At 63.5% G+C, this 25,017-nt stretch carries 22 protein-coding genes, 1 tRNA gene and 1 pseudogene; 17 read left to right on the plus strand and 7 right to left on the minus strand.

Features of this window, described 5'->3' with window-relative positions; translation table 11 throughout:
- Nucleotides 1-22 precede the first annotated feature (22 nt).
- From A7A08_RS05530 to A7A08_RS05545, 4 genes are all read left to right on the plus strand, one after another.
- Nucleotides 23-1,168: an alkene reductase gene (locus A7A08_RS05530; RefSeq protein ID WP_069094511.1), complete on the plus strand. Its 1,146-nt coding sequence runs from the start codon at nt 23-25 to the stop codon at nt 1,166-1,168.
- A gap of 184 nt (nt 1,169-1,352) precedes the next feature.
- Complete coding sequence (locus A7A08_RS05535) at nt 1,353-2,129, plus strand: transglutaminase-like domain-containing protein (protein ID WP_069094512.1); 777 nt, start codon at nt 1,353-1,355, stop codon at nt 2,127-2,129.
- A 50-nt stretch (nt 2,130-2,179) separates the two neighbouring features.
- Nucleotides 2,180-2,866: a guanitoxin biosynthesis heme-dependent pre-guanitoxin N-hydroxylase GntA gene (gene gntA / locus A7A08_RS05540; protein WP_069094513.1), complete on the plus strand. Its 687-nt coding sequence runs from the start codon at nt 2,180-2,182 to the stop codon at nt 2,864-2,866.
- Nucleotides 2,867-2,871: 5 nt separating this feature from the next.
- A complete protein-coding gene (locus tag A7A08_RS05545) occupies nt 2,872-3,471 on the plus strand; it encodes a DUF1989 domain-containing protein (RefSeq protein ID WP_069094514.1) in 600 nt (199 codons plus the stop codon).
- Here A7A08_RS05545 and A7A08_RS05550 read toward each other — a convergent pair.
- Nucleotides 3,438-4,525 (minus strand): annotated as a pseudogene (locus A7A08_RS05550) (LLM class flavin-dependent oxidoreductase). The gene A7A08_RS05545 and the pseudogene A7A08_RS05550 sit on opposite strands and share 34 nt — an antisense overlap.
- Nucleotides 4,526-4,718: 193 nt before the next feature.
- Here A7A08_RS05550 and A7A08_RS05555 point away from each other — a divergent pair.
- Complete coding sequence (locus tag A7A08_RS05555; protein WP_069094515.1) at nt 4,719-5,723, plus strand: zinc-dependent alcohol dehydrogenase family protein; 1,005 nt, start codon at nt 4,719-4,721, stop codon at nt 5,721-5,723.
- A 452-nt stretch (nt 5,724-6,175) separates the two neighbouring features.
- Here A7A08_RS05555 and A7A08_RS17540 read toward each other — a convergent pair whose 3' ends face one another.
- Entirely contained in the window at nt 6,176-6,529 is a 354-nt protein-coding gene (locus tag A7A08_RS17540) for a winged helix-turn-helix domain-containing protein (RefSeq protein WP_208430576.1), read from the minus strand.
- A gap of 176 nt (nt 6,530-6,705) precedes the next feature.
- Here A7A08_RS17540 and pncB point away from each other — a divergent pair, with 176 nt between their 5' ends.
- Complete coding sequence (gene pncB, locus A7A08_RS05560) at nt 6,706-8,010, plus strand: nicotinate phosphoribosyltransferase (protein WP_069094516.1); 1,305 nt, start codon at nt 6,706-6,708, stop codon at nt 8,008-8,010.
- Here the strand turns inward: pncB and A7A08_RS05565 are convergent.
- Nucleotides 8,007-8,879, minus strand: coding sequence for an SDR family oxidoreductase (locus A7A08_RS05565; RefSeq protein WP_069094517.1), 873 nt, complete (start codon nt 8,877-8,879; stop codon nt 8,007-8,009). The genes pncB and A7A08_RS05565 overlap by 4 nt on opposite strands.
- Nucleotides 8,880-8,980: 101 nt before the next feature.
- Here A7A08_RS05565 and A7A08_RS05570 point away from each other — a divergent pair, with 101 nt between their 5' ends.
- Nucleotides 8,981-9,871 carry a LysR family transcriptional regulator gene (locus A7A08_RS05570; protein ID WP_069094518.1) on the plus strand — a complete coding sequence of 297 codons (891 nt, stop codon included), beginning with the start codon at nt 8,981-8,983 and terminating at the stop codon, nt 9,869-9,871.
- Between the two features lie 10 nt (nt 9,872-9,881).
- Here the strand turns inward: A7A08_RS05570 and A7A08_RS05575 are convergent, their stop codons facing one another.
- The 3 genes from A7A08_RS05575 to A7A08_RS05585 all read right to left on the minus strand — a co-directional run bounded on the left by A7A08_RS05575 (nt 9,882) and on the right by A7A08_RS05585 (nt 11,745).
- Nucleotides 9,882-10,763, minus strand: a complete 882-nt coding sequence (locus A7A08_RS05575; protein WP_069094519.1) for a phytanoyl-CoA dioxygenase family protein — start codon at nt 10,761-10,763, stop codon at nt 9,882-9,884.
- Between the two features lie 135 nt (nt 10,764-10,898).
- The gene (locus A7A08_RS05580; protein WP_169822929.1) at nt 10,899-11,516 is read right to left on the minus strand and encodes a helix-turn-helix domain-containing protein; all 618 of its coding nucleotides are present in this window, start codon (nt 11,514-11,516) and stop codon (nt 10,899-10,901) included.
- 154 nt (nt 11,517-11,670) lie between these two features.
- Nucleotides 11,671-11,745, minus strand: a tRNA-Gly gene (locus tag A7A08_RS05585).
- A gap of 324 nt (nt 11,746-12,069) precedes the next feature.
- On the opposite strand from A7A08_RS05585, the gene trxA reads away from it, so the two are divergent.
- The 3 genes from trxA to A7A08_RS05600 are packed head-to-tail and all read left to right on the plus strand — an operon-like array spanning nt 12,070 to nt 13,947.
- Nucleotides 12,070-12,984, plus strand: a complete 915-nt coding sequence (trxA, locus tag A7A08_RS05590; RefSeq protein ID WP_425348999.1) for a thioredoxin — start codon at nt 12,070-12,072, stop codon at nt 12,982-12,984.
- Between the two features lie 24 nt (nt 12,985-13,008).
- The gene (locus A7A08_RS05595; RefSeq protein WP_245290824.1) at nt 13,009-13,695 is read left to right on the plus strand and encodes an LON peptidase substrate-binding domain-containing protein; all 687 of its coding nucleotides are present in this window, start codon (nt 13,009-13,011) and stop codon (nt 13,693-13,695) included.
- Between the two features lie 48 nt (nt 13,696-13,743).
- Complete coding sequence (locus A7A08_RS05600) at nt 13,744-13,947, plus strand: Trm112 family protein (RefSeq protein WP_069094520.1); 204 nt, start codon at nt 13,744-13,746, stop codon at nt 13,945-13,947.
- Nucleotides 13,948-14,075: 128 nt separating this feature from the next.
- Here the strand turns inward: A7A08_RS05600 and A7A08_RS05605 are convergent, their stop codons facing one another.
- On the minus strand, nt 14,076-15,350 hold the full coding sequence (locus A7A08_RS05605; protein ID WP_069094691.1) for an FAD-dependent oxidoreductase: 1,275 nt from the start codon (nt 15,348-15,350) through the stop codon (nt 14,076-14,078).
- A gap of 101 nt (nt 15,351-15,451) precedes the next feature.
- On the opposite strand from A7A08_RS05605, the gene tesB reads away from it, so the two are divergent.
- From tesB to A7A08_RS05640, 7 genes are all read left to right on the plus strand, one after another.
- A complete protein-coding gene (tesB, locus tag A7A08_RS05610; RefSeq protein WP_069094521.1) occupies nt 15,452-16,330 on the plus strand; it encodes an acyl-CoA thioesterase II in 879 nt (292 codons plus the stop codon).
- A gap of 239 nt (nt 16,331-16,569) precedes the next feature.
- Nucleotides 16,570-16,908, plus strand: a complete 339-nt coding sequence (locus A7A08_RS05615) for a P-II family nitrogen regulator (protein WP_069094522.1) — start codon at nt 16,570-16,572, stop codon at nt 16,906-16,908.
- Nucleotides 16,909-16,926: 18 nt separating this feature from the next.
- Nucleotides 16,927-18,237, plus strand: a complete 1,311-nt coding sequence (locus tag A7A08_RS05620; protein ID WP_069094523.1) for an ammonium transporter — start codon at nt 16,927-16,929, stop codon at nt 18,235-18,237.
- A 320-nt stretch (nt 18,238-18,557) separates the two neighbouring features.
- Entirely contained in the window at nt 18,558-20,471 is a 1,914-nt protein-coding gene (locus A7A08_RS05625) for a linalool dehydratase/isomerase domain-containing protein (RefSeq protein ID WP_141693855.1), read from the plus strand.
- A 48-nt stretch (nt 20,472-20,519) separates the two neighbouring features.
- The gene (locus A7A08_RS17105; RefSeq protein WP_141693874.1) at nt 20,520-21,092 is read left to right on the plus strand and encodes a diacylglycerol kinase family protein; all 573 of its coding nucleotides are present in this window, start codon (nt 20,520-20,522) and stop codon (nt 21,090-21,092) included.
- An 18-nt stretch (nt 21,093-21,110) separates the two neighbouring features.
- Nucleotides 21,111-22,328, plus strand: a complete 1,218-nt coding sequence (locus A7A08_RS05635) for an aminotransferase class I/II-fold pyridoxal phosphate-dependent enzyme (protein ID WP_069094526.1) — start codon at nt 21,111-21,113, stop codon at nt 22,326-22,328.
- 3 nt (nt 22,329-22,331) lie between these two features.
- Complete coding sequence (locus A7A08_RS05640; protein ID WP_069094527.1) at nt 22,332-24,998, plus strand: DNA translocase FtsK; 2,667 nt, start codon at nt 22,332-22,334, stop codon at nt 24,996-24,998.
- Nucleotides 24,999-25,017: the final 19 nt, after the last annotated feature.

The raw sequence follows: 25,017 nt of genomic DNA on the forward strand, positions 1-25,017 counted from the left end.
TTTTCTGCTTGAGGAGTTCTTCATGTCCGTGGACGAGTCCATTGCCCCGCTGTTTCGCGAGCTCAAGATGGGCGACCTTACCCTGCCCAACCGGATCGTCATGGCGCCCCTGACCCGGGCGCGGTCAACCAATCCCGGCCACAGCCAGACGCCGCTTCACGCCCTCTACTACGCGCAGCGCGCGGGCGCCGGGCTGATCGTCTCCGAAGCCACCCAGATCAGCCAGGAGGGACAGGGCTATGCCTGGACCCCCGGCATCTTCACCGACGAGCAGGTGGAAAGCTGGAAGCTGGTGACCGAAGCCGTTCACAACGCCGGCGGGCGAATCTTCTGCCAGCTCTGGCATGTCGGCGCGATCTCCCACCCCGTGTTCCAGCCCGACGGCGGGCAGCCGGTCTCCTCGAGCGAATGGACGCCGGAAGGACAGGCCTTCGTCGGAGACTATATCGAGGGCGGGCCGATGGCGCCCCATCAGGAGGCGCGGGCCTTGAAGCTGGAAGAGATTCCGCGCCTGATCGAGGATTACCGCCATGCGGCACGCTGCGCGAAACGCGCGGGGTTCGACGGCGTGGAGCTCCATGCGGCCAACGGGTATCTCATCGACCAGTTCCTGCGCACGTCCGTCAACAAGCGCGACGACGCTTATGGCGGGTCGCTGGAGAACCGGCTGCGCCTTCTGGTCGAGATCACCGATGCCTTGCGCGAGGAGCTCCCTTCGGAGCGGATCGGGGTGCGGCTATCGCCCATGGGCGGTCCGGGCAAGAGCTTCGACGACGATCCTGAGCGTACGTATGTCGCGGCCGCGGAAGCGATTTCCGGGAAGGGTCTCGCCTATCTGCACGTTGTGAGGCCGAACGGGCATACGAGCAAGGGTGCGGACCGGGATCTCGGCGATGCCCTGGCGAAGGACATGCGCAAGGCTTTCGACGGGGTCTTCATCGTCAATGGCGAGTTCGAGCCGGAGGAAGGCGCGCGCTGGGTGGCGGATGGCGATGCGGATGCGATCGCCTTCGGCCGCCTCTATCTGGCAAATCCCGATCTGCCGGAGCGGATCGCCGCCGGCGGGCCGTATAACGAGGCCAACGGCAAGACCTTCTACGGCGGCGCCGCGGAAGGCTATGTAGACTATCCGAGCCTGAAGAAGACCGAGACGGCGCTTTCGGCCTAACACCAGAAGACACGGCTAGCGTTCCAGCAATTGCTGTTCTAGAGCCGGCCCGGCGTAGCCTTCGCCGGGCCGGCTCTTTTGATTCATCCAAGATCATTCTTCGATTCATCCAGGACCTTCGTGGAGCAAACTACCGGCGGCGGCGTTATCCGTTTCTCACAATAACAAGGTAAGCCCCGGACCTATGAAACTCTCCATCCATTCCAGCCTAGACTATCAATTCGACGAGCCCACCGATGTGCTGTTGCAGCTCGAGGCGGCGGCCATCCCCGAGCAGCGAATCGAAGCGGCGCATATCGATATCTCGGAGACCGAATATTTCGCCCGCGTGCCCGCGCTGGACGATATCGGCGAGCGTATCTGGCTGCGGCTCCAGGGCCAGCTGAAGGTCGACTACAAATCCACGGTGAAGATCGACCGCATCCTGGCCCATTGCGACGATCTCGATGTCGTGCCGCCCCATCAGCTGCCCGGCGAGACCGTGCAATACACCCTGCCGTCGCGCTATTGCCCGTCGGACCGATTCAAGACCTTCGTCATGACCGAGTTCGGCGACATCGAAGGCGGCCGGAAAGTCACAGCGATGCGGGATTGGATCCACGATCATCTCAGCTACGTGCCCGGCGTCAGCACCTCGGAGACGACCGCCCTCGATACCTTCGTCCGGCGGCAGGGTATCTGCCGCGACTATGCCCATGTGATGATCACCTTCGTGCGCGCGGCCGGTATTCCGGCGAGGATCGCAAGCGTCTACGCGCTGGGCGTCGAGCCCCAGGACTTCCATGCGGTGGCGGAGGTGTTCATCGGCGGCGAATGGCATCTGGTGGACCCCACGGGCATGGCCGAGGAAGGCGGCATGGCGAAGATCGGTGTGGGCCGGGACGCAGCGGACGTCCCCTTCCTCACGGCATTCGGCACGGCCAAGATGAACGCCCAGCACGTTTCGGTCGAGAAGGCGTAAATAACCGCGCGGTTCAGAAACTTTCGCGAGGGGCCGCGGGTTGAGTGGGAATGCTTCGTACAGAGTCTTCCCTGCCAGAGCGCTTTCGCCGGTTCATCCGGCAACCCGACTTCCCTTGCGTGGGCGCGAAGTCCGCTCTTTCGCGGAATCAAATGTCGGTTTTCGTCGGTCGCGATCTACGGGACGCGAGCGACGACGCCGATATCCTCCACACTCTCCGACAGCTCGTCAGGACATACCGGGATAATCGTCTGCTCTTCCAGAGTCTGGCGATCCTCTTCGAAGGGCCGCGGCACCTCAGCGAGCAAGACTTCGAGACCTGCCTCTGGACCAGGCTCCAGTCGCTAAGCGACGGCGACGCGGCCCTCGGCTACGAAACCGACGAGAGCGTGAGTGCCGACCCGGAAGATCCGCATTTCTCGCTGAGCTTCGCGGGCGAGGCCTTCTTCGTGGTCGGTCTTCACCCCAACGCCAGCCGGCCCGCGCGGCAATTCGAAACGCCGGCGATGGTGTTCAACCTGCACGACCAGTTCGAGGAGCTGCGTCGCCAGGGGCGCTATGAGAAGCTGCGCGACTCCATCGTCGCGCGCGACGTCGCGCTGGCCGGCTCGCAGAACCCCATGCTGGCCACTCATGGCGAAATATCGGAAGCTCGGCAGTATAGCGGCCGGGCGGTGGAGCCGGGCTGGGAATGCCCGTTCGCCGGCCGCAAGGACGTCCAGCCCGAGAGTGTCTGAAGATCATGGTTGAGATTATTGCGCCGCGCACCGGCACCGCCTTTCGGCTCGCCAAGGGGCAGCGGCTGACGGTGATCGATCCCGAAGGGGAACAGGTCTCCGACATGGTGGCCTTCGCTCAGTCCGATCCGCGCGAGGCGATCTCGTCGGGCCGGTCGCTCGACTATGCCTCGAAGCTGTTCCTCACCACGGGCGACCCGATCTACTCCAATTGTTCGAACGTTATGCTGCGGATCGTCGAGGACGACGTCGGCCGGCACGACTTCCTGCTCACGCCCTGCTCCAAGGACACGTTCCGCATCATCTATGGCGACGAGGATCCCCATCGCGGCTGTTTCGGCAATCTCGCCGAGGCGCTGGCGCCGTTCGGGATTCAGGCGGACCAGATCCCGGTCGCCTTCAACATCTTCATGAACGTGCAGATCGACGGCGAGACCGGCGCATTCACCGTCGAAGCGCCGAAAAGCCGTGCCGGCGACAAGATCGTGGTGGAAGCCCAGATGGACCTCATCGTCGGGCTGACGGCCTGTTCCGCGCTCCAATCGAACAACTACGCGTTCAAGCCGATCCACTATTCCATCGACGGCGAGGCGAGCTCCGGCTGAGCGCCCGCGTCGGCCAGCATCTCCCTGACCATGGGCACCACCTCGGTGGCGTAGAGCTCGATGCAGCGCATGAGCTTCTCGTGGGGCAGCGTGCCGGCGGAATATTTCAGGTCGAAGCGTGAGATGCCGAGAGCCTCGATGGTGCGCGCGATTTTCTTCGCGACCGTCTCGGGCGAGCCCACATTAAGCGCCCCAGAATCGGCTTCTGCGTCGAAACGATCCCGCTCCAGAGGCGGCCAGCCGCGATCCCGGCCGATACGGTCGAGCATCACCTTGTAGTGAGGCCAAAGCTCCTCGCGGGCCTGCTCGTCGGTCTCGGCGACATAGCCTGGGGAGTGAACGCCGATGGGGAGCTGCGGCCTGCCCATCTCCTCCAGGGTTCGGCGATAGAGATCGGCATAGGGGCGGAAGCGCACCGGATCGCCACCGATGATAGCCAGCATCATGGGCAGGCCATAGCGGGCCGCGCGAACCACGGATTCCGGACTCCCACCGACGCCGATGGAGGTCTTGAGCGGCGGGTTTTCGATCTCGGGGAAGACGCGCTGATCCGTGAGGCCGGCGCGGGTGTTGCCCTCCCATGTCACGGGGCCGCCTTCGATGAGTTTCGCGAAGAGATCCAGCTTTTCGGTGAAGAGCTTCTCGTATTGGGAGAGCTCGTAGCCGAAGAGCGGGAAGGATTCGGTGAAGGAGCCGCGGCCCAGAATCACCTCGCGCGGCCGTTCGAGACCGCGTCCAGCGTTGCGAAGCGCTGATAGACGCGGACCGGATCGTCGGAGGATAGCACCGTCACCGCCGAGCCGAGCTTGATATGCTCGGTCCGCGCCGCGATGGCCGCAAGCGCCACCTCGGGCGAAGAGATGGCGAAGTCGTCGCGATGGTGCTCGCCGAGACCGATGAAGTCGAGGCCAAGCGAATCGGCGTAAACGCCCTCCTCCACGACATCGCGGATGACCTGCGCCTGATGCTTGTCGCTGCCGTCGGCGCCCCGGGTCACGTCGCCGAAGGTGTCGAGGCCGAATTCGATGGTCTGTGTCTGGTCTGTCTTGCTCATGGTGCGCCGAAATTGGGAAGACCGGCACGAGCCCGCAAGAAGGCACAAGGAGGTAACCGCGACGCTGGCCGCACAGAACTTTACAGGCCGGTTCTGGGACAAGCCGCCAGACTTTGCATTCTCACCAGCGGGACCTCATCTTCAAACCAACCCACCGAACGTTTCGTCCCATCCACGCAAAGGAGACATCCCCATGAAGGCCATCACTATTGAGAAGCCCGGCGGTCTCGATCGTCTCAAACTCGTGGACATGGATGCTCCAGGCGATCCGGCGAAAGGCGAGATCCGGGTGAAGCTTCACGCGAGCTCGCTGAACTATCACGACTATGCGGTGGCGGCGGGCGGCATCCCGACGGCGGACGGCCGCATCCCCATGTCGGACGGCGCAGGTGTGGTCGAGGCAGTCGGCGAAGGGGGGGACGAATTCGCCGTCGGCGATCATGTGGTCTCCTGCTTCTTTCCGCCCTGGCTCGACGGCGGACCGACCATCGCCGATTTCTCCTCCACGCCGGGCGACGGGATCGACGGTTATGCCCGCGAGGCGGTCGTGACGCCGGCGAGCTGGTTCACGAAGGCGCCGGATGGCTGGAGCCACGAAGAGGGTGCGACCATCACCACGGCAGGGCTCACAGCCTGGCGCGCGCTCGTGGTGGATGGTGGGTTGAAGGCCGGCGATACGGTGCTGGCACTGGGCACCGGCGGGGTCTCCATCTATGCGCTGCAGATCGCCAAGGCCATGGGCGCGCGTGTCGCCATCACCTCCTCATCGGACGAGAAGCTGGAAAAGGCGAAGGCGCTCGGGGCCGACTTCACGGTCAACTATCAACGGGACGAGAAATGGGGATCGGCGGTGGCCGAATGGTCCGGCGGCGGCGTCGACCACGTCATCGAGGTGGGCGGCCCCGTTACGCTCAAACAGTCGATCCGGGCCTGCCGGGTGGGCGGTCATATCGCGCTGATCGGCATTCTGACCGGTCGCAGCGGCGAGGTGCCGACCATGCTGCTGATGGCGAAGCAGATCCAGCTCCTCGGTCTGATCGTCGGCAGCCGCAAGCATCAGCTCGACTTCGTGGATGCGCTGAACGCCACCGGCATCAAGCCGGTCATCGACAAGACCTTCCCCCTGGCTGAGATCGCCGACGCCTTCGCCTATGAAGAGGCGGGCAAGCATTTCGGGAAGATCTGTTTGGAGATGTAAAACTAACTACAATTCGGGCACCTTGGGCTCGTTAGATCTTAGCCTCAAGTTCGGCCAGCAGCCTCTTCTTATTCAGTCGTTCGAAAGCTGGGTCGGTGACCTGGAGGTATTCCAATCCAGAAAAGTTATCACCTCGCTTTCGATTGAGAGGTGGTTCCAAGCTCTCGATCAAAAGTGCTTCCATCGTGTCTAGAACGACAGATGGATTCCAAGAGGCGTCGGAACTCACCAGTCGCCCCGACTCGTCCACGGCTCGCAGTCCGAACCAGGAGAATCGATCCCATCTACCTTCCAAACGATCCGATGTGTGAGCGCGTAGCCGCGCTCCCAACGCATCTGAGGCACGCCCGACATATATCACGCGCACACCGTCATGTAGGAGATACACCCCCACTTGGCTCGAGAAGTCTACATCAGAGGCGCCTGCTTGCTGTTTGCCTAAGAGCTTAGGATTACTCGCCTTCCAATCGACTCTCTCTCTTCCAGAACATTCCGAAAGATTGGAGTGCTCCGGCTTCTGTATCCTCCTTTTCAAGCTCGGAGGGTTGATTCGAAGGTGCTGTCTTTCTTTGCACGGTATCGCGAAGAGCATATTCGCCTCTGCCCACTCGTAGATACGGCGAGTTTCGATCCCGTAACGAAGTGCTTAAGTACGATGCCACCGTCGCGGAGGGGGTTGCTCCGACCGATTTGCGTAGGCCGTTGGAAACTATGCGTTCTGCAATCTCTGAGTAATGCAGAGCACCATCTGCATCTCTCAAAACGTGTTGTATCGCTTCTTCCCACGACGTTTCCTTCCGCGGCATTTTCCCTCCGAACAGATTAGTCCGCCCTGCTAGATTTTTGTTAGATTAGTTGTCGAAACGGGACTTGCAACCTTGTTGTTGCTCTCGGCTGTAGCTGTTGTGAATGCGAGGCGAGCGGGCTTGCGTCACCCCCCCCCCCCGTTGCCTTCGTCCCGTGATCGGGCAAGTGTCGGGTTATGGCCTTCACCGACATCGCGACCCGCACCTATAACCACGGCTTCCGGCTCGACCCCATCGTCCGCAGCCTGCTGGATACGGATTTCTACAAGCTGCTGATGCTGCAGCTGATCCGGGACGTTCATCCGGACGTCTCGGCGACCTTCTCGCTGATCAACCGGTCGTCGTCGGTAAAGCTCGCCGAGATCATCGACGAGGACGAGCTGCGCGCCCAGCTCGATCACGCGCGGACCCTGCGCTTCTCCAACAAGGAGCTGATCTGGCTCGCCGGCAATTCGTTCTACGGCAAGACGCAGATCTTCCGGCCTGAGTTCATCGCCTGGCTCGCGGATTTCCAGCTTCCCGAATACGAGCTCTCCAAAGCGGACGGCCAGTACGAGCTGCATTTCCACGGGCCTTGGACCCACACGACCATGTGGGAGGTGCCGGCGCTCGCCATCATCAGCGAGCTGCGGTCGCGGGCCGCGATGGAAGCGCACGGCCGTTTCGCCCTCGACGTCCTCTATGCCCGGGCCAAGGCGAAGCTGTGGGAGAAGGTGATCGCGCTCAGCAAACTTCCCGACCTCAAGCTGTCGGACTTCGGAACGCGGCGGCGGCACAGCTTTCTCTGGCAGCGCTGGTGCGTTGAGGCGCTAAAGGAGGGGCTCGGCGACCGGTTCATCGGAACCTCCAACACGCTTCTGGCGATGGACGCCGATCTCGAAGCGATCGGCACCAACGCCCACGAGCTGCCCATGGTGGAGGCGGCGCTGGCGAAGAGTGATGCCGAACTCGCCAAGGCACCCTATCGGGTGCTGGAGCATTGGCAGTCCCAATACAGCGGCAATCTGCTGATCGTCCTTCCCGACGCTTTCGGTACCGCCGCCTTCCTGCGCAATGCGCCGGACTGGGTGGCCGACTGGACCGGCTTCCGGCCGGACAGCGCGCCGCCTATCGAAGCGGGCGAGGAGATCATCGATTGGTGGAAGCAGAAGGGGCGCGATCCAAAAGAGAAGCTGCTGATCTTTTCCGACGGAATGGATGTCGACACCATCGAAGAGGTCTATCGCCATTTCCACGGCAGGGTGCGGATGAGCTTCGGCTGGGGGACGAATCTCACCAACGATTTTCGCGGATGCGACCCCGACGGGGGCCATGCGCTTGATCCCATCTCGCTGGTCTGCAAGGTGACGGAGGCGAACGGCCGGCCCGCCGTGAAGCTCTCCGACAATCCGGAAAAGGCCACCGGCGACCGGGGAGAGATCGAGCGTTACCTGCAGGTATTCGGCGCCGCGGGGCGGACCGCGGCGCCGGTGGACGTCTAGGCGGCATCCGCCACGATCTTGGCGGCGAAATCACGATAGCTGTGAAGCGGGCGGCCCAGTATCTGGGTCAGCCGTTCGGCATCTCCCGCCTCCGGGATCATCCCGTCGCTCACGTAGCGCTCGGCCATCAGGCGCATTTCGTAAACCATCCATTTCGGCATGAAGCTGGCCATGTTCACCTCGAATGCGGTGGGATCATCGCCGCCATAGACGATGTTGCGGCCGAGCAGCTCCGACCAGATCGCGGCAACATCCGCGCCGGTCAGCGTGTCGGGGCCCACGAGATTGATCGTTTCGATCGGCAGCTTTTCCGCCGCCTGGTCGCGGCGGATCAGTTCGATCGCGGCGACCTCGGCGATATCGCGCGCGTCGACCATGGCGAGGCCCTTGCCGCCGATCGGCATGGGGTAGACGCCGTGGCCCAGGACCACATCCTTGATCATGACCTCATTGTCGATGAAGTAGGTCGGACGCAGGATGGTGGCGCTGAAATCCATGGCCGTCAGCATGCGCTCGGCGCCCGATTTGACCGCAAAATGCGGGACGTTGACGAAGCGGTCGGCGTGAATCACCGAGAGGTAGACGACCCGCTCCACGCCGGCTTCGCGGGCAAGGTTCAGGGTCAGGATCGCCTGGGTGAATTCGTCGCCGGTGACGGCATTCAGAAGGAATAGCGTGCTGACGCCTTCGAAGGCCGCACGCATGGAGTCGATGTCGAGCATATCGCCTTGAACGACTTCGACGCCGGCCGGGAAGTTGGCCTTTGCGGGATCGCGGGTCAGGGCGCGGACCTTGGCGCCGCGCTGGACCAGTTGATCGACGACTTTGCGGCCGACGCGGCCGGTAGAGGCAGTTACGAGGATGGTCATTGGGATCACTCCGTGGGGTTAGAAGACACCCCAGAAATTAGTGATCCACTGGCGAGCGAATAGCCGCTATATCTGGACAGACTGTCTCAACGGTGGAACAGATGGATCTCCTCGCACTCGCCGATTTCAACCTGGTCGCCCGCCATGGCGGGTTCGGAAAGGCAGCGCGCGCCGCCCACCGCCCCAAGGCCACCCTCTCGCGCCGGGTCGCGGAGTTGGAGGCAAGCCTCGACATCCGCCTGTTCGAGCGTGGCGGGCGGACGCTGAAGCTGACCGAGGAAGGGCGCGCGCTATTCGAGCGCACGCACACGCTGCTCAATGAACTCGACGAGGCGACATCGGCGATCGCATCCGGCGGACAGACTCCGCGCGGACGCTTACGGATCAGCGCGCCGCTTCTGTTCTCGCAAACCGCAATGGGCCGGCTCGCGGCCTCGTTCGCGCTGAAATATCCCGACGTGCGGATCGAGGTCACCACGGAGGACCGTCCCGTCGACATGATCGAGGAAGGCTACGACCTGGTGATCCGGGTCAATCCGTCTCCGGATGAAAGCCTGGTCGGCCGCACGTTCCTGCGGGACCGGCTGGTGGTGGTCGGGCACCCCGATTTCGCCCGGCCCGCGGAAGGCAAAGCGGTCCCGGCGATCGTCAGGTCGGCGAACGACGGTTCGTCATGGCGTGTCAAAGGATCGGATGGGGATGAGGATATCGCGATCGAGCCGGTGATGACGCTGTCGTCGCTCATCATGGTCCGCGATGGGGTCCGCGCCGGCGTCGGCGCCGCGCGTCTTCCAATCTCGCTCGTAAGCCACGATCTGGCCGAGGGAACGTTGGCCCATTGGGGCGACGCGGTCGCCCCGGAGATCGCGCTGTGGACGCTCTATCCCTCGCGGCGTCTGCTCAGTGCCCGGGTGGCTGCCTTTCTCGATCACCTGAAACAGGCTTTCCCGAAAGGCACCACGGACGAGCTCGCAGCCTATATCGGCCGGTGAGAAATCCGCGCTACGCGGCGCTTGCCGCCACGAAGGGACCGCGGGTGACGTATTCGTCGAGGCCCGGCGTGCGATAGCCGTCGTTGCGCCAGGTGATGGGGAAGTGGCTTTCCTCCACCTCGTTGGAGCCGAAGCGCATATACCGGCCATACATGGGCCCATTGCCGACGCTGAAATTTTCCGGCGCGAACTTCACATCCGACGAGACCATATGGATGGCGAGGCTGCGCCGGGGCACATCCATGGTGTTGACGCGGCTGCCGTGCCAGAGCCAGCCGTCGTGGAAGGCGCCGCCGCCCGGCGGCACCTCGATCGGCACCATATCGATCTCATAGCCTTGAGACTCTGCCCATTCGCGCGCTTCCTTCAGATCGTCCTCGGGACCGTGGAACTGCATGATGGGCTGGGCCTCGCCCCATTTGTGGGACCCTCGCAGATACATCAGCGTGCCACCCGCCGCCGTGGTCTTGTCCAGCGCGATCCAGCAGCTCGCCATGCCGGGCTTGTCGAACCAGGTGGCATACATGCTGTCCTGATGGAAGCCGATGGGCCGGCCGCCCGGCGGCTTCCAGAGCAGATTGTCGACCATGAGGCGGGCGCCGTCCCAGCCGGCGAGCTTGGCACAGGCCTCGCCGATGCCGGCATCCATGACGCTGCGGGCCACTGTCAGGTCGGCGCGCCAGCCGTTGCAGATCTGCTTGGTGTAGGGCTTGTCGCCTTGGGGCAGGTTCACCTCGTCCGGGCGTACGCCGGTTTCGAACTCGCCCTTCTCGAAGAGCGGCTCGTAGCGGGACAGGATCGCGGCCGCGGCGTCCTCGCCGATGATGTTGTCGACGATCAGAAACCCGTCGCGGCGGTATTGTTCGATCTGGTCTTCGGTGAGCGTCAGCATAGTTTGGAGCCCTCCTGGTGTCGCATCTGCGGGGATGGTTGAGCCGATCCCCGCATCTGCAGATTTGCATCTTGCGTACGTTTATTTAGTGAGATGCAATTTTCGGGCGATGTCAACACCTGCTTCGAGAGGGGCTCAGCTGTCGTAGATAATCGTGCACAGGAGCGCGATCTCATCGGTGTGAAGCCGTTCAGGCCCATGCTCGACATGGGCGGCGAAGGTGAAGGCATCGCCCGCCTCAAGACAGTAGATCTCTTCGCCGTAGCGGTAGTCCATGGAGCCGCTGAGCATGTAGATGATCTCGGTCCCCGGATGCCGGAAGCGCGGATAGACATCGCTGTCCTTATCCATGGTGATGAAGAAGCTCTCGTAGGGGCGGTCTGGGCCGCGACTATGAGAGAGCAGCTTGTAGACATGGCCATGGACGCTGCCCGACCGCGTGACCTTGGTCTGCTGGTCGGGCTTCAGGAGCCGAGCACCGCCGCGTGGCTGCTCTACTTCGGCAAATAGATCAGCAAGAGTGATGCCGACCGCCTGGCAGAGCCGCTCCAGGCTTTCGAAGCTCGCCGCGATGTTGCCCGTCTCGATGCGGCTCAGGGTGGCGGCCGACAGGTTCGCGCCGGCGGCCAGCTGGCTCAATGTCAGATTGTGGTTCTTGCGGTAGCGCCGAAGCACGTCTCCGATCCGCTGGGCGATAGGAGCGTCTGCGCTCACCGCTTCCGGCGCGCCCGGCTCCAGCAACGGCCGTTTCACGGCGCCCTTCGGTTCCGCCGAAGCACGCGCTTTGGGTTTGGTCTTGTCCATTCCGCCAGAGACTACCCGGAGACCGGGCATAGGCAAGCGAATGGGCACGGCCGGCGAAGAAACACGCCGCCAAGCGTCCGAAAGATCCGTCGATTTTGGAAAATGGAGCGGGCGATGAGATTCGAACTCACGACCCCAACCTTGGCAAGGTTGTGCTCTACCCCTGAGCTACGCCCGCTTAAGCGTCCAGCGCGCGGCCGGTGACGGCATCGCTGGCTGGAAGGCGGGTTTTAGTGGATCGGTTGCGGCTTGTCCATAGGGGTCAGCCAGACAAGGCGAAACTCTCATCCCCTCCGGCGCGCACGGCCCGCCTTGCCGGAAGACCCATTCTGCGCCGTCCATCGCCGTGTTCGAGCGTGGTCTGCCGAACGCTCCGAATTGGGCTTCGCCAAACTCTTTGAATCAGGCTTCGCCAAACTCTTGCCGTGCCCGGTTGCAAAACGGGCCTCGCGGACCATTTTGGCGGCCCGGCACTTCAAGACAAATGGCAGGCAAGACGATCATGAGTATGGACGGCCCTATCCTCACGGAAGGCACGCCGGCCCCTGGAGCGGGGGGCTTCATCAAGAACACCACGACCGCGGAATTCGTGACGGATGTGGTGGAAGCATCGCGCGACGTGCCGGTGCTGGTGGATTTCTGGGCGCCTTGGTGCGGCCCCTGCAAGCAGCTCGCCCCGGTGCTGGAAAAGGCCGTGCGGGCGGCCAAAGGCCAGGTGCGGCTGGTGAAGCTGAATATCGACGAGCACCCGGAGATTCCCGGGCAAATGGGCGTGCAATCCATCCCGGCCGTATTCGCCTTCAAGAACGGACAGCCGGTCGACGGTTTCATGGGCGCCATGCCGGAATCCAAGATCGAGGCCTTTATCGCGAGGCTGATCGGGGCCGACGATCAGGGCATGGCGGATCTCGAGGCCGCCGAGGAGGCGCTCGCCGCCGGCGAGGTGAACATCGCCGCCCAGATGTTCGGCCAGGCGATGCAGGAGAACCCTGAGAACATGCAGGCCGTGGCGGGCCTGGCGAAATGCTACGTGAAGGCCGGCGATCTAGTCCGCGCTGAGCAGACCCTGCAGCTGGTGCCGCCGGAGAAGGCGAACGAATCGGCCGTGGCGAGCGCCAAGGCCGAGCTCGAACTGGCGCAGAAATCCGAAGACACCGGCGATATCGACGCGCTCCGCGAGACCCTGGAGGCCAAGCCGGAGGATCATCAGACGCGCTTCGACCTGAGCCTCGCCCTGAACGGCAAAGGCGATCATATGGGCGCGGTGGATGAGCTGCTGACGATCTTCCAGCGCGATCGCGAGTGGAACGACGATGCCGCGCGCAAGCAGCTACTGCAATTCTTCGAGGCGTGGGGGCCGAAAGATCCGGCAACCGCGAAGGGCCGGCAGAAGCTCTCCTCGATGCTATTCGTCTAGGCTTGGGAAAAAGGAAGCACCTTCGTGACGGATGGGCTGACCGATCACTACCGCTCTCCGGCGGATATTCCGGAGATCTTGCCGCTGTTTCCTCTGCGCGGCGCGATCCTGCTGCCGCGGGCGGCGCTGACCCTGAACGTCTTCGAGCCGCGCTATCTCGAACTGGTCGATTACGCCCTGCGGAACGACCGTGTGATCGGCATCGTTCAACCGGACGCGAATGCGGGCGAGGGCGAGTCTCCGGAAGGCAAGGGGTTCACCCTGCGCAGCACCGGGTGCGCCGGCCGGCTGACCGCTTTCAGCGAGCTCGGTGACGACCGTGTGCTGATCACCCTGACCGGCATCGCGCGGTTCGGGGTGGAAGAGATCAGCTCTGATTTCAGCTTTCGCATGTGCCGACCGGATTTCGCGGCCTACGCCCAGGACTTCCAGGCCGGCTACGGCGAGGACGAGGTCGACCGGCCGGAGCTGATCTCCACCTTGCGCCACTATCTGGAAGTCAATCAACTGAACGCGGATTGGGACCGGATCAACGGCGCCAGCACCGAGCGGCTGGTGAACACCCTGTCGATTCTCAGCCCCTATGGCGCGGAGGAGAAGCAGGCCCTGCTCGAGGCGCCCGACCTGAAGGCCCGGGCCGAGGCGCTGGTGGCGCTGGCGGAGATGGAGCTGGCCACGAGGGACGACGACAGCGGCACGTCTCTTCAATAGACCCCGCCGCAGCAGATGAGGACGAGGCGCCTAGCCCCGATCGAACCGATGCCCCAAGACAAAGAGAGCGCGCACGCCGCGCTGGATCCCAAGCTGCTCGAGGTCCTGGTCTGCCCCCTCACCAAGACGTCGCTCGATTACGACGCCGAAGCCCAGGAACTGATCAGCCGGGCCGCCCGGCTCGCCTACCCGATCCGCGACGGCATACCGATCATGCTGCCGGAAGAGGCCCGAAAGATCGAAGAGGATTAGGCGGGCGCAGCGCCAAAGTGCTGACGGCCGCACGGTTCGAGGCTCGGCGTTGCACCCCGAGCACCGCTACATGACGGGCGAAGGTGTGGCCAGACTCTCCTGAGCGGCCAGAACCGCTGTGGCGAACGCTAAAGCGGCTTGCCCTGCAGGAGCTTCGGCGGGCGACCCGTGCCACCCGCGGCCTCCTGCACCAGGAGGCGCTTCACCCCGGGCAGGCGTTCGACGACGCTTAAGCCGAAATCGCGGAAAGCGCGGGCGATCGTGCTGTCGTTCGAGAACAGCCGGTTCATCATATCCATGGCCAGCGCCGAGAGTGCGCTGTCGAAGCGGCGCCAGCGGGCATAGGCCTCGAGTTGGGCCGCGTCGCCCGCATCGAGGCCGAGACGCGCCCCGTCGACCAGCACCTCGGTGAGAGCGGCCACATCGCGAAGGCCGATATTGAGGCCCTGCCCTGCCAGCGGATGGACGCCGTGGGCCGCGTCGCCGACAAGCACCATTCGGGGTGCGGTGAAGCTGCGGGCGAGATGCAGGCTCAACGGAAAGTCCTGGCGAGGGCCGGCGAGCGTCAGAGATCCGAGCTGGTTGCCGAATCGCTTCTCAAGCTCCGCCAGGAAGCCGGCCTCGTCGAGGGCCATGACGCGGGCCGCCTCCTCCTTGTCCTCGCTCCACACGATCGAGGTCCTGTTACCCGTCAGGGGCAGCATCGCGAAGGGGCCGGCGGGCAGGAAATGCTGGATGGCCTTGCCGCCATGGGGCCGCTCATGGGCAACCGTGGTGACAATGCCGCGCTGATCGTAATCCCAGGCGACTGTCTTGATGCCCGCCTGCTCGCGGAGCTTCGAACGGCGGCCGTCGGCGGCCACGAGAAGGGAGGCGTCGATCGTCTCGCCGCTCTCCAGCGTGCAGGCGATGGCGAACGGGGTGCAGCTGAAGCCGTCAACGGCGTCCGGCGCGAGGACGGAAATCGCCGGTTCAGCGGCCACCGCCTCAGCCAGAGCGCGGAGCAGCGGGCCGTTCTCGACCACATAAGCGCTCGATCCGGCATTTCGCCCAACGCCCGCCTCCATGGCGTTGTCGAACCCGATCAAGCTGGGGCGAGGACCTTTCGCATCGAGGGGCGAATCGGTGATCTCGATCTGCTCGATGGGCTGGGCGACGCTTTCGATCTTCTGCCAGACGCCGAGGGTGTCGAGAAGATTTCGGCTGGCGGCGGTCAGGGCGGAGGCGCGGGCATCGCCGACCTCGGCGTCCTGGGGCCGGCGATCGACGAGGGTCACCCTGAACCCGGCGGGCGCGAGGCGGGCGAGCGCCAGGGCAAGGCTGAGGCCGACGAACCCGCCGCCCGCGATCAGGACATCGCTGCGTTTGTGGTTTGCGGCATTGGGACCGTTGCTGGACGTCACGCTGTTCTGCTTCACTCTATACCGGACTTCAGAGACTCTTTCGCTGCCGGAGATCCGGGCTTCCGGCGTGGGATCATCTTAGCAAGACAAGGTCATACTGCATGAGCCGTGCCCTCGATACGCTTCTTTCCGTCCTCGATCTGGAAACCCTGGAGGTCAATCTCTTTCGGGGCCGCAGCCCCCAGGTTGGCTGGCAGCGGGTGTTCGGCGGTCAGGTGATCGGTCAGGCGCTGGTCGCCGCCTGTCGGACGGTGGAGGGCCGCACGGCGCATTCTCTGCACGGCTATTTCCTGCGGCCGGGCGACCCCAAAGTGCCGATCATCTATGAGGTCGACCGCCTGCGGGACGGCAGGAGCTTCACCACGCGGCAGGTGATCGCGATCCAGCACGGGAAGCCGATCTTCTCCATGGCGTGCTCGTTCCACCGCAAGGAGGAGGGGCTGTCGCACCAGGCTCGGATGCCGGAGGTGCCAGCGCCCGACGACTGCCCCACCGAAAGCGAGCTCAAGCATTCCCTGATGGAGAAGCTGCCGCCGGAGATGCGCGCCTATTGGAAGGGCGAGCGGCCCATCGAGCTACGGCCCGTCGACCTGATCCGCTATCTGGAGCCGGGCGGCCACGCGGCGGCCCAGAGCGTCTGGATGCGGGCCAGCGGCGATCTCCGCCGCCTGGAGACCAGCGACCAGCTGCCCCTGCACCAGTGCCTGCTGGCCTATGCCTCGGATTTCACGCTGCTGGACACGGCGCTGATCGCCCATGGGCGGTTCGTCTTCGACCCGCAGCTGATGCTTGCGAGCCTCGACCACGCCATCTGGTTCCACCGGGAATTCCGGGCCGACGAATGGCTTCTCTATGTCCAGGACAGCCCCAGCTCATACGGCGCTCGCGGGTTCTGCCGCGGGTCGATTTTCACCCAGGATGGTGTGCTCGTCGCCTCGACAACCCAAGAGGGCCTCATCCGTGAGCGCAGTGACCAATAGTTTTGCACAAGACGTGTGCAAAATGGATCATTTGCCTGTTTTGTGAGCAGACACCCTGGGGTAGACTCCTAGTGGGCCGCGTAACGCGTCTTAAAAATGTATTAAACCCAACGAGTTGTCGAATTGGTGTCGAGTTGGCACGCGGTTTGACTGTGTTTCCGGGTTCACGCGGCCGAACGACCGAGCCGGCAACGGCAATTTTTGTATTTGAGAGGCCGCAAGATGGAGGGGTTATCGAAATGAAGTTGGTGACGGCAATCATCAAGCCGTTCAAGCTCGACGAAGTGCGGCAAGCGCTGACCGAGCTTGGCCTGCAGGGCATGACCGTGACGGAAGTCAAAGGTTATGGCCGGCAGAAAGGCCATACGGAAATCTACCGGGGCGCTGAATACGCCGTGAACTTTCTGCCCAAGATCAAGATCGAGGTCGCGGTTCCTGCCGCTTCCGTCGACAAGGCCGTCGACGCCATCGTGGCGGCGGCGAAGACCGGGCAGATCGGTGACGGCAAGATTTTCGTCACGCCGGTCGACCAGACGGTACGCATCCGGACTGGCGAAACTGACGAAGCAGCACTCTAAGCAAGGGGAAGGGTAGTGATGACAACCCTTAAGAAATATCTCTGGGGGGCCGGAGCAGTGGTTGCTGCGTTGGCGCTCCTTCATATCGAACCGGCCTTGGCGCAGGAGGAGACGCCAACGCTGGACACGGGCGATACCGCTTGGATGCTGACATCCACGGCAATCGTTCTCATGATGACCATTCCGGGCCTGGCGCTGTTCTACGGCGGCATGGTTCGCAAGAAGAGCATCCTCGCTGCGATCATGCAGTGCTTCGCCACGTGCTGTATCGGCACGGTGGTGTGGTTCGTGATCGGCTATTCGCTGGCGTTCAGCGATGGCGGCGCCCTGAACGACTATGTGGGCGGCCTCAGCAACGTGTTCCTCAAGGACATGGCGTTCGACTCCCTGTCGGGCACTATTCCTGAGACCGTGTTCATGACCTTCCAGATGACCTTCGCGATCATCACCCCGGCCCTGATCACCGGCGCCTGGGCAGACCGCATGAAGTTCTCTTCGATGGTCCTGTTCATGATCCTCTGGCAGATCATCGTCTATGCGCCGATCACCCATTGGGTGTGGGGCGGCGGCTTCCTCTCCGAGGAGGGCGTGCTCGACTTCGCCGGCGGTACGGTGGTGCACATCAATGCCGGTATTGCCGGCCTGGTGGGCGCGATCTTCCTTGGCAAGCGTTTGGGCTACGGCGAAGAGAACATGGCTCCGTACAACCTCGTCTATGCGGTTGTCGGTGCTTCTCTGCTGTGGGTCGGCTGGTTCGGCTTCAACGCCGGTTCCGCCGTCGCCGCCAACGAGACTGCCGGCATGGCCATGGCCGTCACCCAGATCTGCACCGCGGTCGCGGCGCTGTCCTGGATGTTCGCCGAGTGGATCGTGCACGGTAAGCCCAGCGTCCTGGGCATCATCTCCGGTGCGGTCGCCGGCCTCGTGGCCATCACCCCGGCTTCCGGTTTCGTGGACCCGATGGGTGCGCTGTGGATCGGTATCGCTGCCGGCATCATCTGCTTCTTCTTCGCCACCACGGTGAAGCGGGCTCTCGGCTACGACGACTCCCTGGATGCCTTCGGCGTCCATGGTATCGGCGGTATCGTCGGCGCTCTGCTTACCGGTGTGTTCGCAGTCGAAGCGATCGGCGGCACGCCCGGCGCGCTGGAAGGCAATGTCGGTCAGATCTGGATCCAGTTCGTCGGCATCCTGGCCACCATCGTGTGGTCGGCGCTGGCGACCTTCGTGATCCTGATCGTCTGCAACATCCTGTTCGGTGTGCGCGTCTCCGAGGCCGTTGAGGTCGAGGGTCTCGACATCAATCTGCACGGCGAGACCGTTCAGTAGGCAGGCTTCCCGGCCCTTCGGGGCCGGGACGCAAACAACAAGATTGGTAGAGCCCAGGTCTCCTCCTCCCTTGACTGTGAGCTCTAACCTCGGGCCCCGGCGAAAGCCGGGGCCTTTTTTATTTCAGGGTCCCGTCAAAGATCGTCTCGCGGTCCGCCGCCACTTTCGCGATGTCCGAACCGGGGAGCCCTTCGGCCCGCCTTGTCGGGGAACAGGAACAAGGCATCGGGACCTACCACGTTTTCACTTTACATCGCAAAGTTCTTTGTTCTAACGTCCGGTGCGCTCAGAGAACAACTGATAAGGGGGGCGAAGCTGCAATGCCGTCCAATAACTTTGCATTACAAAGCAATTGGTCTTCCATCTTCACGCCCGCACGATCGCGCTGGTCGGCACTCTCCGTTGCCACTCAACGTCGGATCCGGTTCGTAGCGCTCCATGCAGTCTTTGCCTTGTTCGGCGCGGCCCTCGCTTTCTCGGCGGGCTCTGCTGCGCTCGCCTCGTTTGGTATTGGCCTTTCGTTTCCTGGCGCCGGGTTTCTGATCTCCGAGTTCGGTGACTGGACCACATTGGCGGGGTCGCTATGGCAAACGGCTATGGCGCTCTTTATTTTCGCGGCGTGCTTGGGGCTTTGGCTTGCGACGGGAAACGTGATCGCCCCGCCTTCGGCTTGGCTGGGGACGGCGATTTGGTCGGCGACCGTCTCAGGAGGCGGAGAGGCCACGGCTCTGTCGCCCGTACACGCGCTCCTACCGCTTAGCGCGGTGGCTACGACGGGTTACCTCGCGTGGAGGCAAAGTTACGCCTCGGCCCCGTCAAAGGTACCTGTTCAATCGTTGTTTTCCGTACCGGCGGCGGAGCCGACGTCAATCGCTCGCGAACTTACAGAGCCAACCGCGCAATTGATGCGCCTGATCCTGGATCGAGCCCTGCAGGAAAGAGAGAGCTTCGATGGGTTCGACCGGCGCGATCAGTTCCAGACCGGCGCCATTCGCTATCAGCTCAACTTCATGTCCTACGCGCTGTCGTTGGCGCAAGCGGAGTTCCTCCCAGCATTCGATGGATATCTCCAGGATGCCCAAAGCCGACTCGCCGACAAAGTCCAAGCCTACCGTGTCTGGTCGTATTGGCGTGCGGAGAACGCCTGGGGAAATCTATGCCTCGGGCGTGATCCGATCTTGCGCGACAACATCATGCTATCTGGCTTCGTAGCCGCTCAGCTCGCGCTGGGCCGGAATGCTACAGGCGGGCATGACCGCACGACCGGTCCTCTCAGTTTTGCTTACCCTTCAGGTCAGATGTTCGACTACAGCCTGCCGGACCTGCTGGATACCCTGGCTGACGGCTATCGCCGGTCCCCCTACGGCCTCCAGGCTTGTGAGCCGAATTGGATCTATCCTCTGTGCAATATGATAGCGGCGGTCGGATTGAAGGCTGGCGATACTGTCTACGGCACGCGCCGTTGGTCGGGCGTGGAGGATCGTTTCCATCATAATTTGCTCAGAGATTTCATACGCCCTGACGGCACGCTGATCGCGTTCCGGTCCGCTTTGACGGGATTCGCTCCCCCTGCGGTCGGAGGCGCGGTGATGCAGACTTTGCCCTGCCTGTTCCTCAATTCATTGTCCCCCTCACTTGCCCGGCGGCTGTGGTGCCGCGCGCGAGAGGATGTCCGCGAGCGCGGACTTCGGCGGGCCTTCTGGCCCATCGATACCGGGAACTACGGCCTCACGCGTTCAGGTGGCTGGGCTGCGTCTGCGGCTGCGGCGTTCGAGCTCGGAGACACCGAAATGGGCGAGATGCTCCTCGAACGACTGGATACTGTTCACCCTGCAGTGGCCGATGCCGGCGCCATCCATCGGCACGACGTTTCCGTTTGGACTCATGCCATGGAGCTCATGGCACGCGTCGGCGGCCACCACGCCCTCGCTAGGCTCGCTTGTGTTCCCACTAAACCAGGGCTGGGACCACGGCTAGCTCACGCACCCTTTGAGACAGTCAATGTCGTTCGTGCGCGCCAAATTGAGGAGGGGATCTCCGTCGTGCTGCTTCCTCATGGTTCGGGAGGTCATGCGAATTTGCGCCTCGCGGGTTTCCGGCCGGGAGAGACTTGCGTTCTCTCGGGCGCCGAAACCGGCCGCCAATCCTTGAAGGCCGACAAGGCCGGCGAACTTCCTGTGCCACTGACCGTGCAAGGTCGGACGTCATTCACGATCACGCCCGCTGGAGTGTAGCGTATGGCTTGCTGTGCCTTTCTCATCGTCCTTTTCACGCCGTTTGTCATGGCGGCGCGCTGCCTACGGCGGCGGACCAACTCAATCCCTTCCAGTGGCGTTGCGTGGCGCCCTGCTCCTACCGTGACGCCGGGACCTGATCGCGCGCTTGAGCCAATCGGTCCGACATGGCGCCGAGGGGGAGCGACGCGCCTGCGGAGCTTTAGCTTCGCAGTTGAAGGGCTGGCCTTTGTGGTCCGCACTCAACCCAATATGCGCTTTCATCTCGTGGCGGCGACCGGTGCCGTACTTGCGAGTACCGCCGTAGGCTTGGATGCAGGGGAATGGCTTTGGGTGATCGCTGCCATTGCGAGCGTTCTAGCCGCCGAATGTCTGAATACAGCAATCGAGTATCTCTGCGATGTCGTCTGCCCGGAACGCAGCATGGCCGTCAAACGCGCCAAGGACGTCGCGGCTGGTGTTGTCCTCATCTTTGCGATGACAGCCGTGGTTGTCGGGGCGATCATTTTCATTCCGAAATTCATAGACCCCCTAAGCCCGAAAGGCTTTCCGACAAGCTCGGTCCTTTGCAGGTCCGGCGACGCACCCACCAATGCAAACGGCTTGCCGGGCGTTCGATGAGGCCGTAACACCGCCTTTATGGCCTCACCGACTTCGATTCCGACCCTGACTTCCCTCGACCGGCTGGTGGCATCGCCGTTTCAGAAGCTCTCCGGGCTGCTGGACGGGATTTCGCCGGGCGCGGAACCGATCAATTTTTCGCTGGGGGAGCCGCAAGGGCCGCTGCCGGATTTCGTGGAGCCGGTGCTGAACGAGACGATAGCGGATTTCACCCGCTATCCTCCCATTGGGGGGACGGAGGATTTGCGGGCCGCTATCGCCCGCTGGCTCGGACAACGCTACCCAAATCTTGCGGGGCAGATCGACCCGAGCGCTCATGTGCTGGCCCTAAACGGTTCGCGGGAAGGGCTGTTTTCCGCGATCTTTCCCGCGCGGGCGCGGAAGCCGAAGGCCTGCAATCCTGCGGTGCTGATCCCGAACCCGTTCTATCAGGCCTATGCTGCGGCAGCCGCGGCCAGCGGCGCGGAACCGGTTTTCCTCGATTCGGAAGCCGAGACGGGCTTTCTGCCGGATCTGGATGCGCTGGACGAGGGTCTTCTGAGCCAGACCATCGCCTTCTATCTCTGCTCGCCGTCCAATCCGCAAGGCGCCGTCGCGGACCGTGCCTATCTCGAGAAGGCGGTGGCGCTGGCGCGGAGGCACGATTTCCTGTTGTTTGCCGACGAGTGCTACTCGGAGATCTACACGGAGACACCACCGGCGGGTGCGCTGGAGGTAGCATTCGCCGCAGACGGCAGCTTTTCCAACGTTTTGAGCTTCAATTCCCTGTCCAAGCGCTCGGGCCTGCCGGGGCTCCGCTCGGGCTTCGTCGCAGGTGATTCGGACTTCCTCGCCAGTTTCGGCCGGTTCCGCAATGTGGCCTGTCCCCAAACGCCTCTGCCGCTTCAGGCGGTGGCGACCGCTGCCTGGTCAGACGAGGCCCATGTGGCCGCCGGACGGCGGATTTACGCGGAAAATTTCGCTATCGCCGACGAAATCCTCGGCGGGCATTTCGGCTATGAGCGGCCTAAGGGAGGATTCTTCCTGTGGCTCGATATGGCGGCCGCGGGCGGCGGAGAGGCCGCCGCGAAAACCCTTTGGAAAGTATGTGGTGTCAAAGTGCTGCCGGGTGGGTATCTCGCCCGCGAGGACTTAAACGGACGAAATCCGGGCCAGGACCATGTGCGGGCAGCGCTTGTGCATGGTGCTGACGTCACGCGCGAGGGGCTGGCACGGATCGTCACCACATTGGGTTAGTTTATGGCAGTACGGGGTCGTAAGGCGGAACGCCGGCTTTTGCCCGGCGCGGTCCAGTCGGGTTTGCGCCAACTCTTGATGAGCGGATACGGGCTCGGGATCCTGGTCCTGGCCTGCGGGGCCTGGGCCAGCCTGGCCACCTGGTCGGTCACCGATCCAAGCCTCAACAACGCGACGCGCACCACGCCGAACAACGTGCTCGGCCATTGGGGCGCGGGGCTGGCGGACATCACCTTCCAGTCGGTCGGTCTCGCATCGATCCTGCTGTTCCTGCCGCTCGCCGCCTGGGGCTGGCATCTGATCTTCGGGACCGTGCCGAATCGCCGCCGCTCGCGGCTTCTGGCCTGGCCTGTCTCCGTCGTGCTGCTTGCCGGCGCATTCTCCGCCCTGCCACAACCAAAGAGCTGGCCTCTGCCGAGCGGGCTCGGCGGCATCATCGGCGAGGTGCTGGTCGCCGCAGCGGGCATCATCGGACCGTTTCTGCCGGGCGCCGCGATCTCCTTCGTGGCCGGGCTCGGCTTCCTGATCTTCGGCACGTGGCTGCTGCTGTTCGCCTGCGGCACCAAGCTCTCCAACCTGATCGCCCTCTGGGGGCCGACCGCCAGCCGGACCGGCGAATGGGCCAATGCTTCGCTGGGTGCGGCGCTGCACGCTACCATGCACACCTCGGCGAAGGTGAAGCGCGCCCTTACGCCCAAAGAACCCGAATGGGATGAGGACGAGGAGGAGGATGAAGAGCCGGAATGGGAAGAGGCGCCGCGCGGCACGCGGAACGCCCTTCAGAGAGACGCTTCTCTTCACTATGACGAAGTCGATGAGGACGACGAGAAGCCCGTAGACATCCTCGCGGCCAAAGCCCGCCGTGCGCCGCCCCTGCCCAAGGCGCCGGGCGATCCCGACGGCCGGATCGAGCCCACCTTCGACCTCATGGGCGCCGGTGCCTACACGGAGCCGGCCTACGAAGAAGACGAGGACGAAGATGAAGAGCCGCCTTATGTCGAGGAGCGCGGCTACGACGACGAGGACATGGACGATGACGGCAGCGACGACGTTACCGGCGTCCAGATCACCCATCGCAAGGAGGAGGAGCCGAAACGGCGGATCGCCAAGCGGTTCCCTTCCATGGACACGCCCTATACGCCGCCGGCCCTGAAGCTTCTGCAGCAGCGGCCCCGTTCGGCCGCCTCCAACGACCTGTCCGACGAGGAGCTGCAGGAGAACGCCGCCATGCTGGAAGGCGTGCTGGCGGATTTCGGCGTGAAGGGCGAGATCGTGAATGTGCGGCCCGGCCCGGTGGTCACCCTTTACGAACTGGAGCCCGCGCCCGGCACGAAGTCGTCGCGGGTCATCGGCCTGGCGGAGGATATCGCCCGCTCAATGAGCGCGATCGCGGCCCGCGTCGCGGTCGTCCCCGGACGGAACGCCATCGGCATCGAGCTTCCCAACGAGACCCGGGAGACGGTCTTCCTGCGCGAGCTCATGGAGAGCAAGGATTTCCAGGAAACCGACGCCAAGCTCGCGCTCGGCCTCGGCAAGAATATCGGCGGCGAATCGGTGGTCGTGGACCTCGCCCGCATGCCGCATCTTCTGATCGCGGGCACGACCGGCTCGGGCAAGTCCGTCGGCGTCAACACGATGATCCTGTCCCTGCTCTACCGGCTGTCGCCGGACCAGTGCAAATTCATCATGATCGATCCGAAGATGCTCGAGCTCTCCGTCTATGACGGGATTCCGCATCTTCTGGCGCCGGTCGTGACCGATCCGAAGAAGGCGGTGGTCGCCCTGAAATGGACGGTGAAGGAGATGGAGGAGCGCTACAAGCGCATGTCCAAGCTCGGCGTCCGTGACATCAAAGGCTACAACAAGCGGGTGCTGCAGGCGGAAGCCAAGGGCGAGGTACTGACCCGCACGGTGCAGACCGGCTTCGACCGCGAGACCGGCCAGGCCATCTACGAGCAAGAGGAGATGGACTACGATCCGATGCCCTATATCGTCGTGATCGTCGACGAGATGGCCGACCTGATGATGGTCGCGGGTAAGGATATCGAGGCGGCCGTGCAGCGCCTGGCGCAGATGGCGCGTGCGGCGGGCATTCACCTCATCACCGCGACCCAGCGGCCGAGCGTCGACGTCATCACGGGCACCATCAAGGCGAACTTCCCGACCCGGATCAGCTTCCAGGTCACCTCGAAGATCGACAGCCGCACCATCCTCGGCGAGCAGGGCGCGGAGCAGCTGCTCGGCCAGGGCGACATGCTCTACATGGCGGGCGGCGGCCGCGTGATGCGTGTGCACGGACCCTTCGTCACCGACGACGAGGTCGAAAAGGTCGTTCGCTATCTCAAGAAGCAGGGCGTGCCGGCCTATCTCGATGCGGTAACCGACGACAGCGATGCCGATGAGGACGAGGACGGTGACGGCGCCGGAAGCAGCGGCGGCAGCGGGCCCGGCAACTCGAATTCCGGCGACGAGCTCTACGACAAGGCCGTCGACGTGGTGCTGCGGGACAAGAAGGCCTCGACCTCCTATGTCCAGCGGCGACTGGGCATCGGCTATAACAAGGCCGCAACCCTGATCGAACGCATGGAGGAGGAAGGCGTCATCAGCGAGGCCAACAGCTCCGGCAAGCGCGAGATTCTGGTGGGAGACGAGGCCGAAGCGCCCTATTGATCGGCGTGGGGCGGCTTGA

Origin of the sequence: Methyloligella halotolerans, assembly GCF_001708935.1 — a bacterium.
GTDB classification, from domain to species: domain Bacteria; phylum Pseudomonadota; class Alphaproteobacteria; order Rhizobiales; family Methyloligellaceae; genus Methyloligella; species Methyloligella halotolerans.

Coding starts and splice junctions, on each gene's coding strand:
- A7A08_RS05530 (WP_069094511.1), top strand. CDS start 23: ATGTCCGTGGACGAGTCCATTGCCCCGCTGTTTCGCGAGCTCAAGATG.
- A7A08_RS05535 (WP_069094512.1), top strand. CDS start 1,353: ATGAAACTCTCCATCCATTCCAGCCTAGACTATCAATTCGACGAGCCC.
- gntA (WP_069094513.1), top strand. CDS start 2,180: ATGCTTCGTACAGAGTCTTCCCTGCCAGAGCGCTTTCGCCGGTTCATC.
- A7A08_RS05545 (WP_069094514.1), top strand. CDS start 2,872: ATGGTTGAGATTATTGCGCCGCGCACCGGCACCGCCTTTCGGCTCGCC.
- A7A08_RS05555 (WP_069094515.1), top strand. CDS start 4,719: ATGAAGGCCATCACTATTGAGAAGCCCGGCGGTCTCGATCGTCTCAAA.
- A7A08_RS17540 (WP_208430576.1), bottom strand. CDS start 6,529: ATGCCGCGGAAGGAAACGTCGTGGGAAGAAGCGATACAACACGTTTTG.
- pncB (WP_069094516.1), top strand. CDS start 6,706: ATGGCCTTCACCGACATCGCGACCCGCACCTATAACCACGGCTTCCGG.
- A7A08_RS05565 (WP_069094517.1), bottom strand. CDS start 8,879: ATGACCATCCTCGTAACTGCCTCTACCGGCCGCGTCGGCCGCAAAGTC.
- A7A08_RS05570 (WP_069094518.1), top strand. CDS start 8,981: ATGGATCTCCTCGCACTCGCCGATTTCAACCTGGTCGCCCGCCATGGC.
- A7A08_RS05575 (WP_069094519.1), bottom strand. CDS start 10,763: ATGCTGACGCTCACCGAAGACCAGATCGAACAATACCGCCGCGACGGG.
- trxA (WP_425348999.1), top strand. CDS start 12,070: ATGAGTATGGACGGCCCTATCCTCACGGAAGGCACGCCGGCCCCTGGA.
- A7A08_RS05600 (WP_069094520.1), top strand. CDS start 13,744: ATGCCCCAAGACAAAGAGAGCGCGCACGCCGCGCTGGATCCCAAGCTG.
- tesB (WP_069094521.1), top strand. CDS start 15,452: ATGAGCCGTGCCCTCGATACGCTTCTTTCCGTCCTCGATCTGGAAACC.
- A7A08_RS05615 (WP_069094522.1), top strand. CDS start 16,570: ATGAAGTTGGTGACGGCAATCATCAAGCCGTTCAAGCTCGACGAAGTG.
- A7A08_RS05620 (WP_069094523.1), top strand. CDS start 16,927: ATGACAACCCTTAAGAAATATCTCTGGGGGGCCGGAGCAGTGGTTGCT.
- A7A08_RS05625 (WP_141693855.1), top strand. CDS start 18,558: ATGCCGTCCAATAACTTTGCATTACAAAGCAATTGGTCTTCCATCTTC.
- A7A08_RS17105 (WP_141693874.1), top strand. CDS start 20,520: ATGGCGGCGCGCTGCCTACGGCGGCGGACCAACTCAATCCCTTCCAGT.
- A7A08_RS05635 (WP_069094526.1), top strand. CDS start 21,111: ATGGCCTCACCGACTTCGATTCCGACCCTGACTTCCCTCGACCGGCTG.
- A7A08_RS05640 (WP_069094527.1), top strand. CDS start 22,332: ATGGCAGTACGGGGTCGTAAGGCGGAACGCCGGCTTTTGCCCGGCGCG.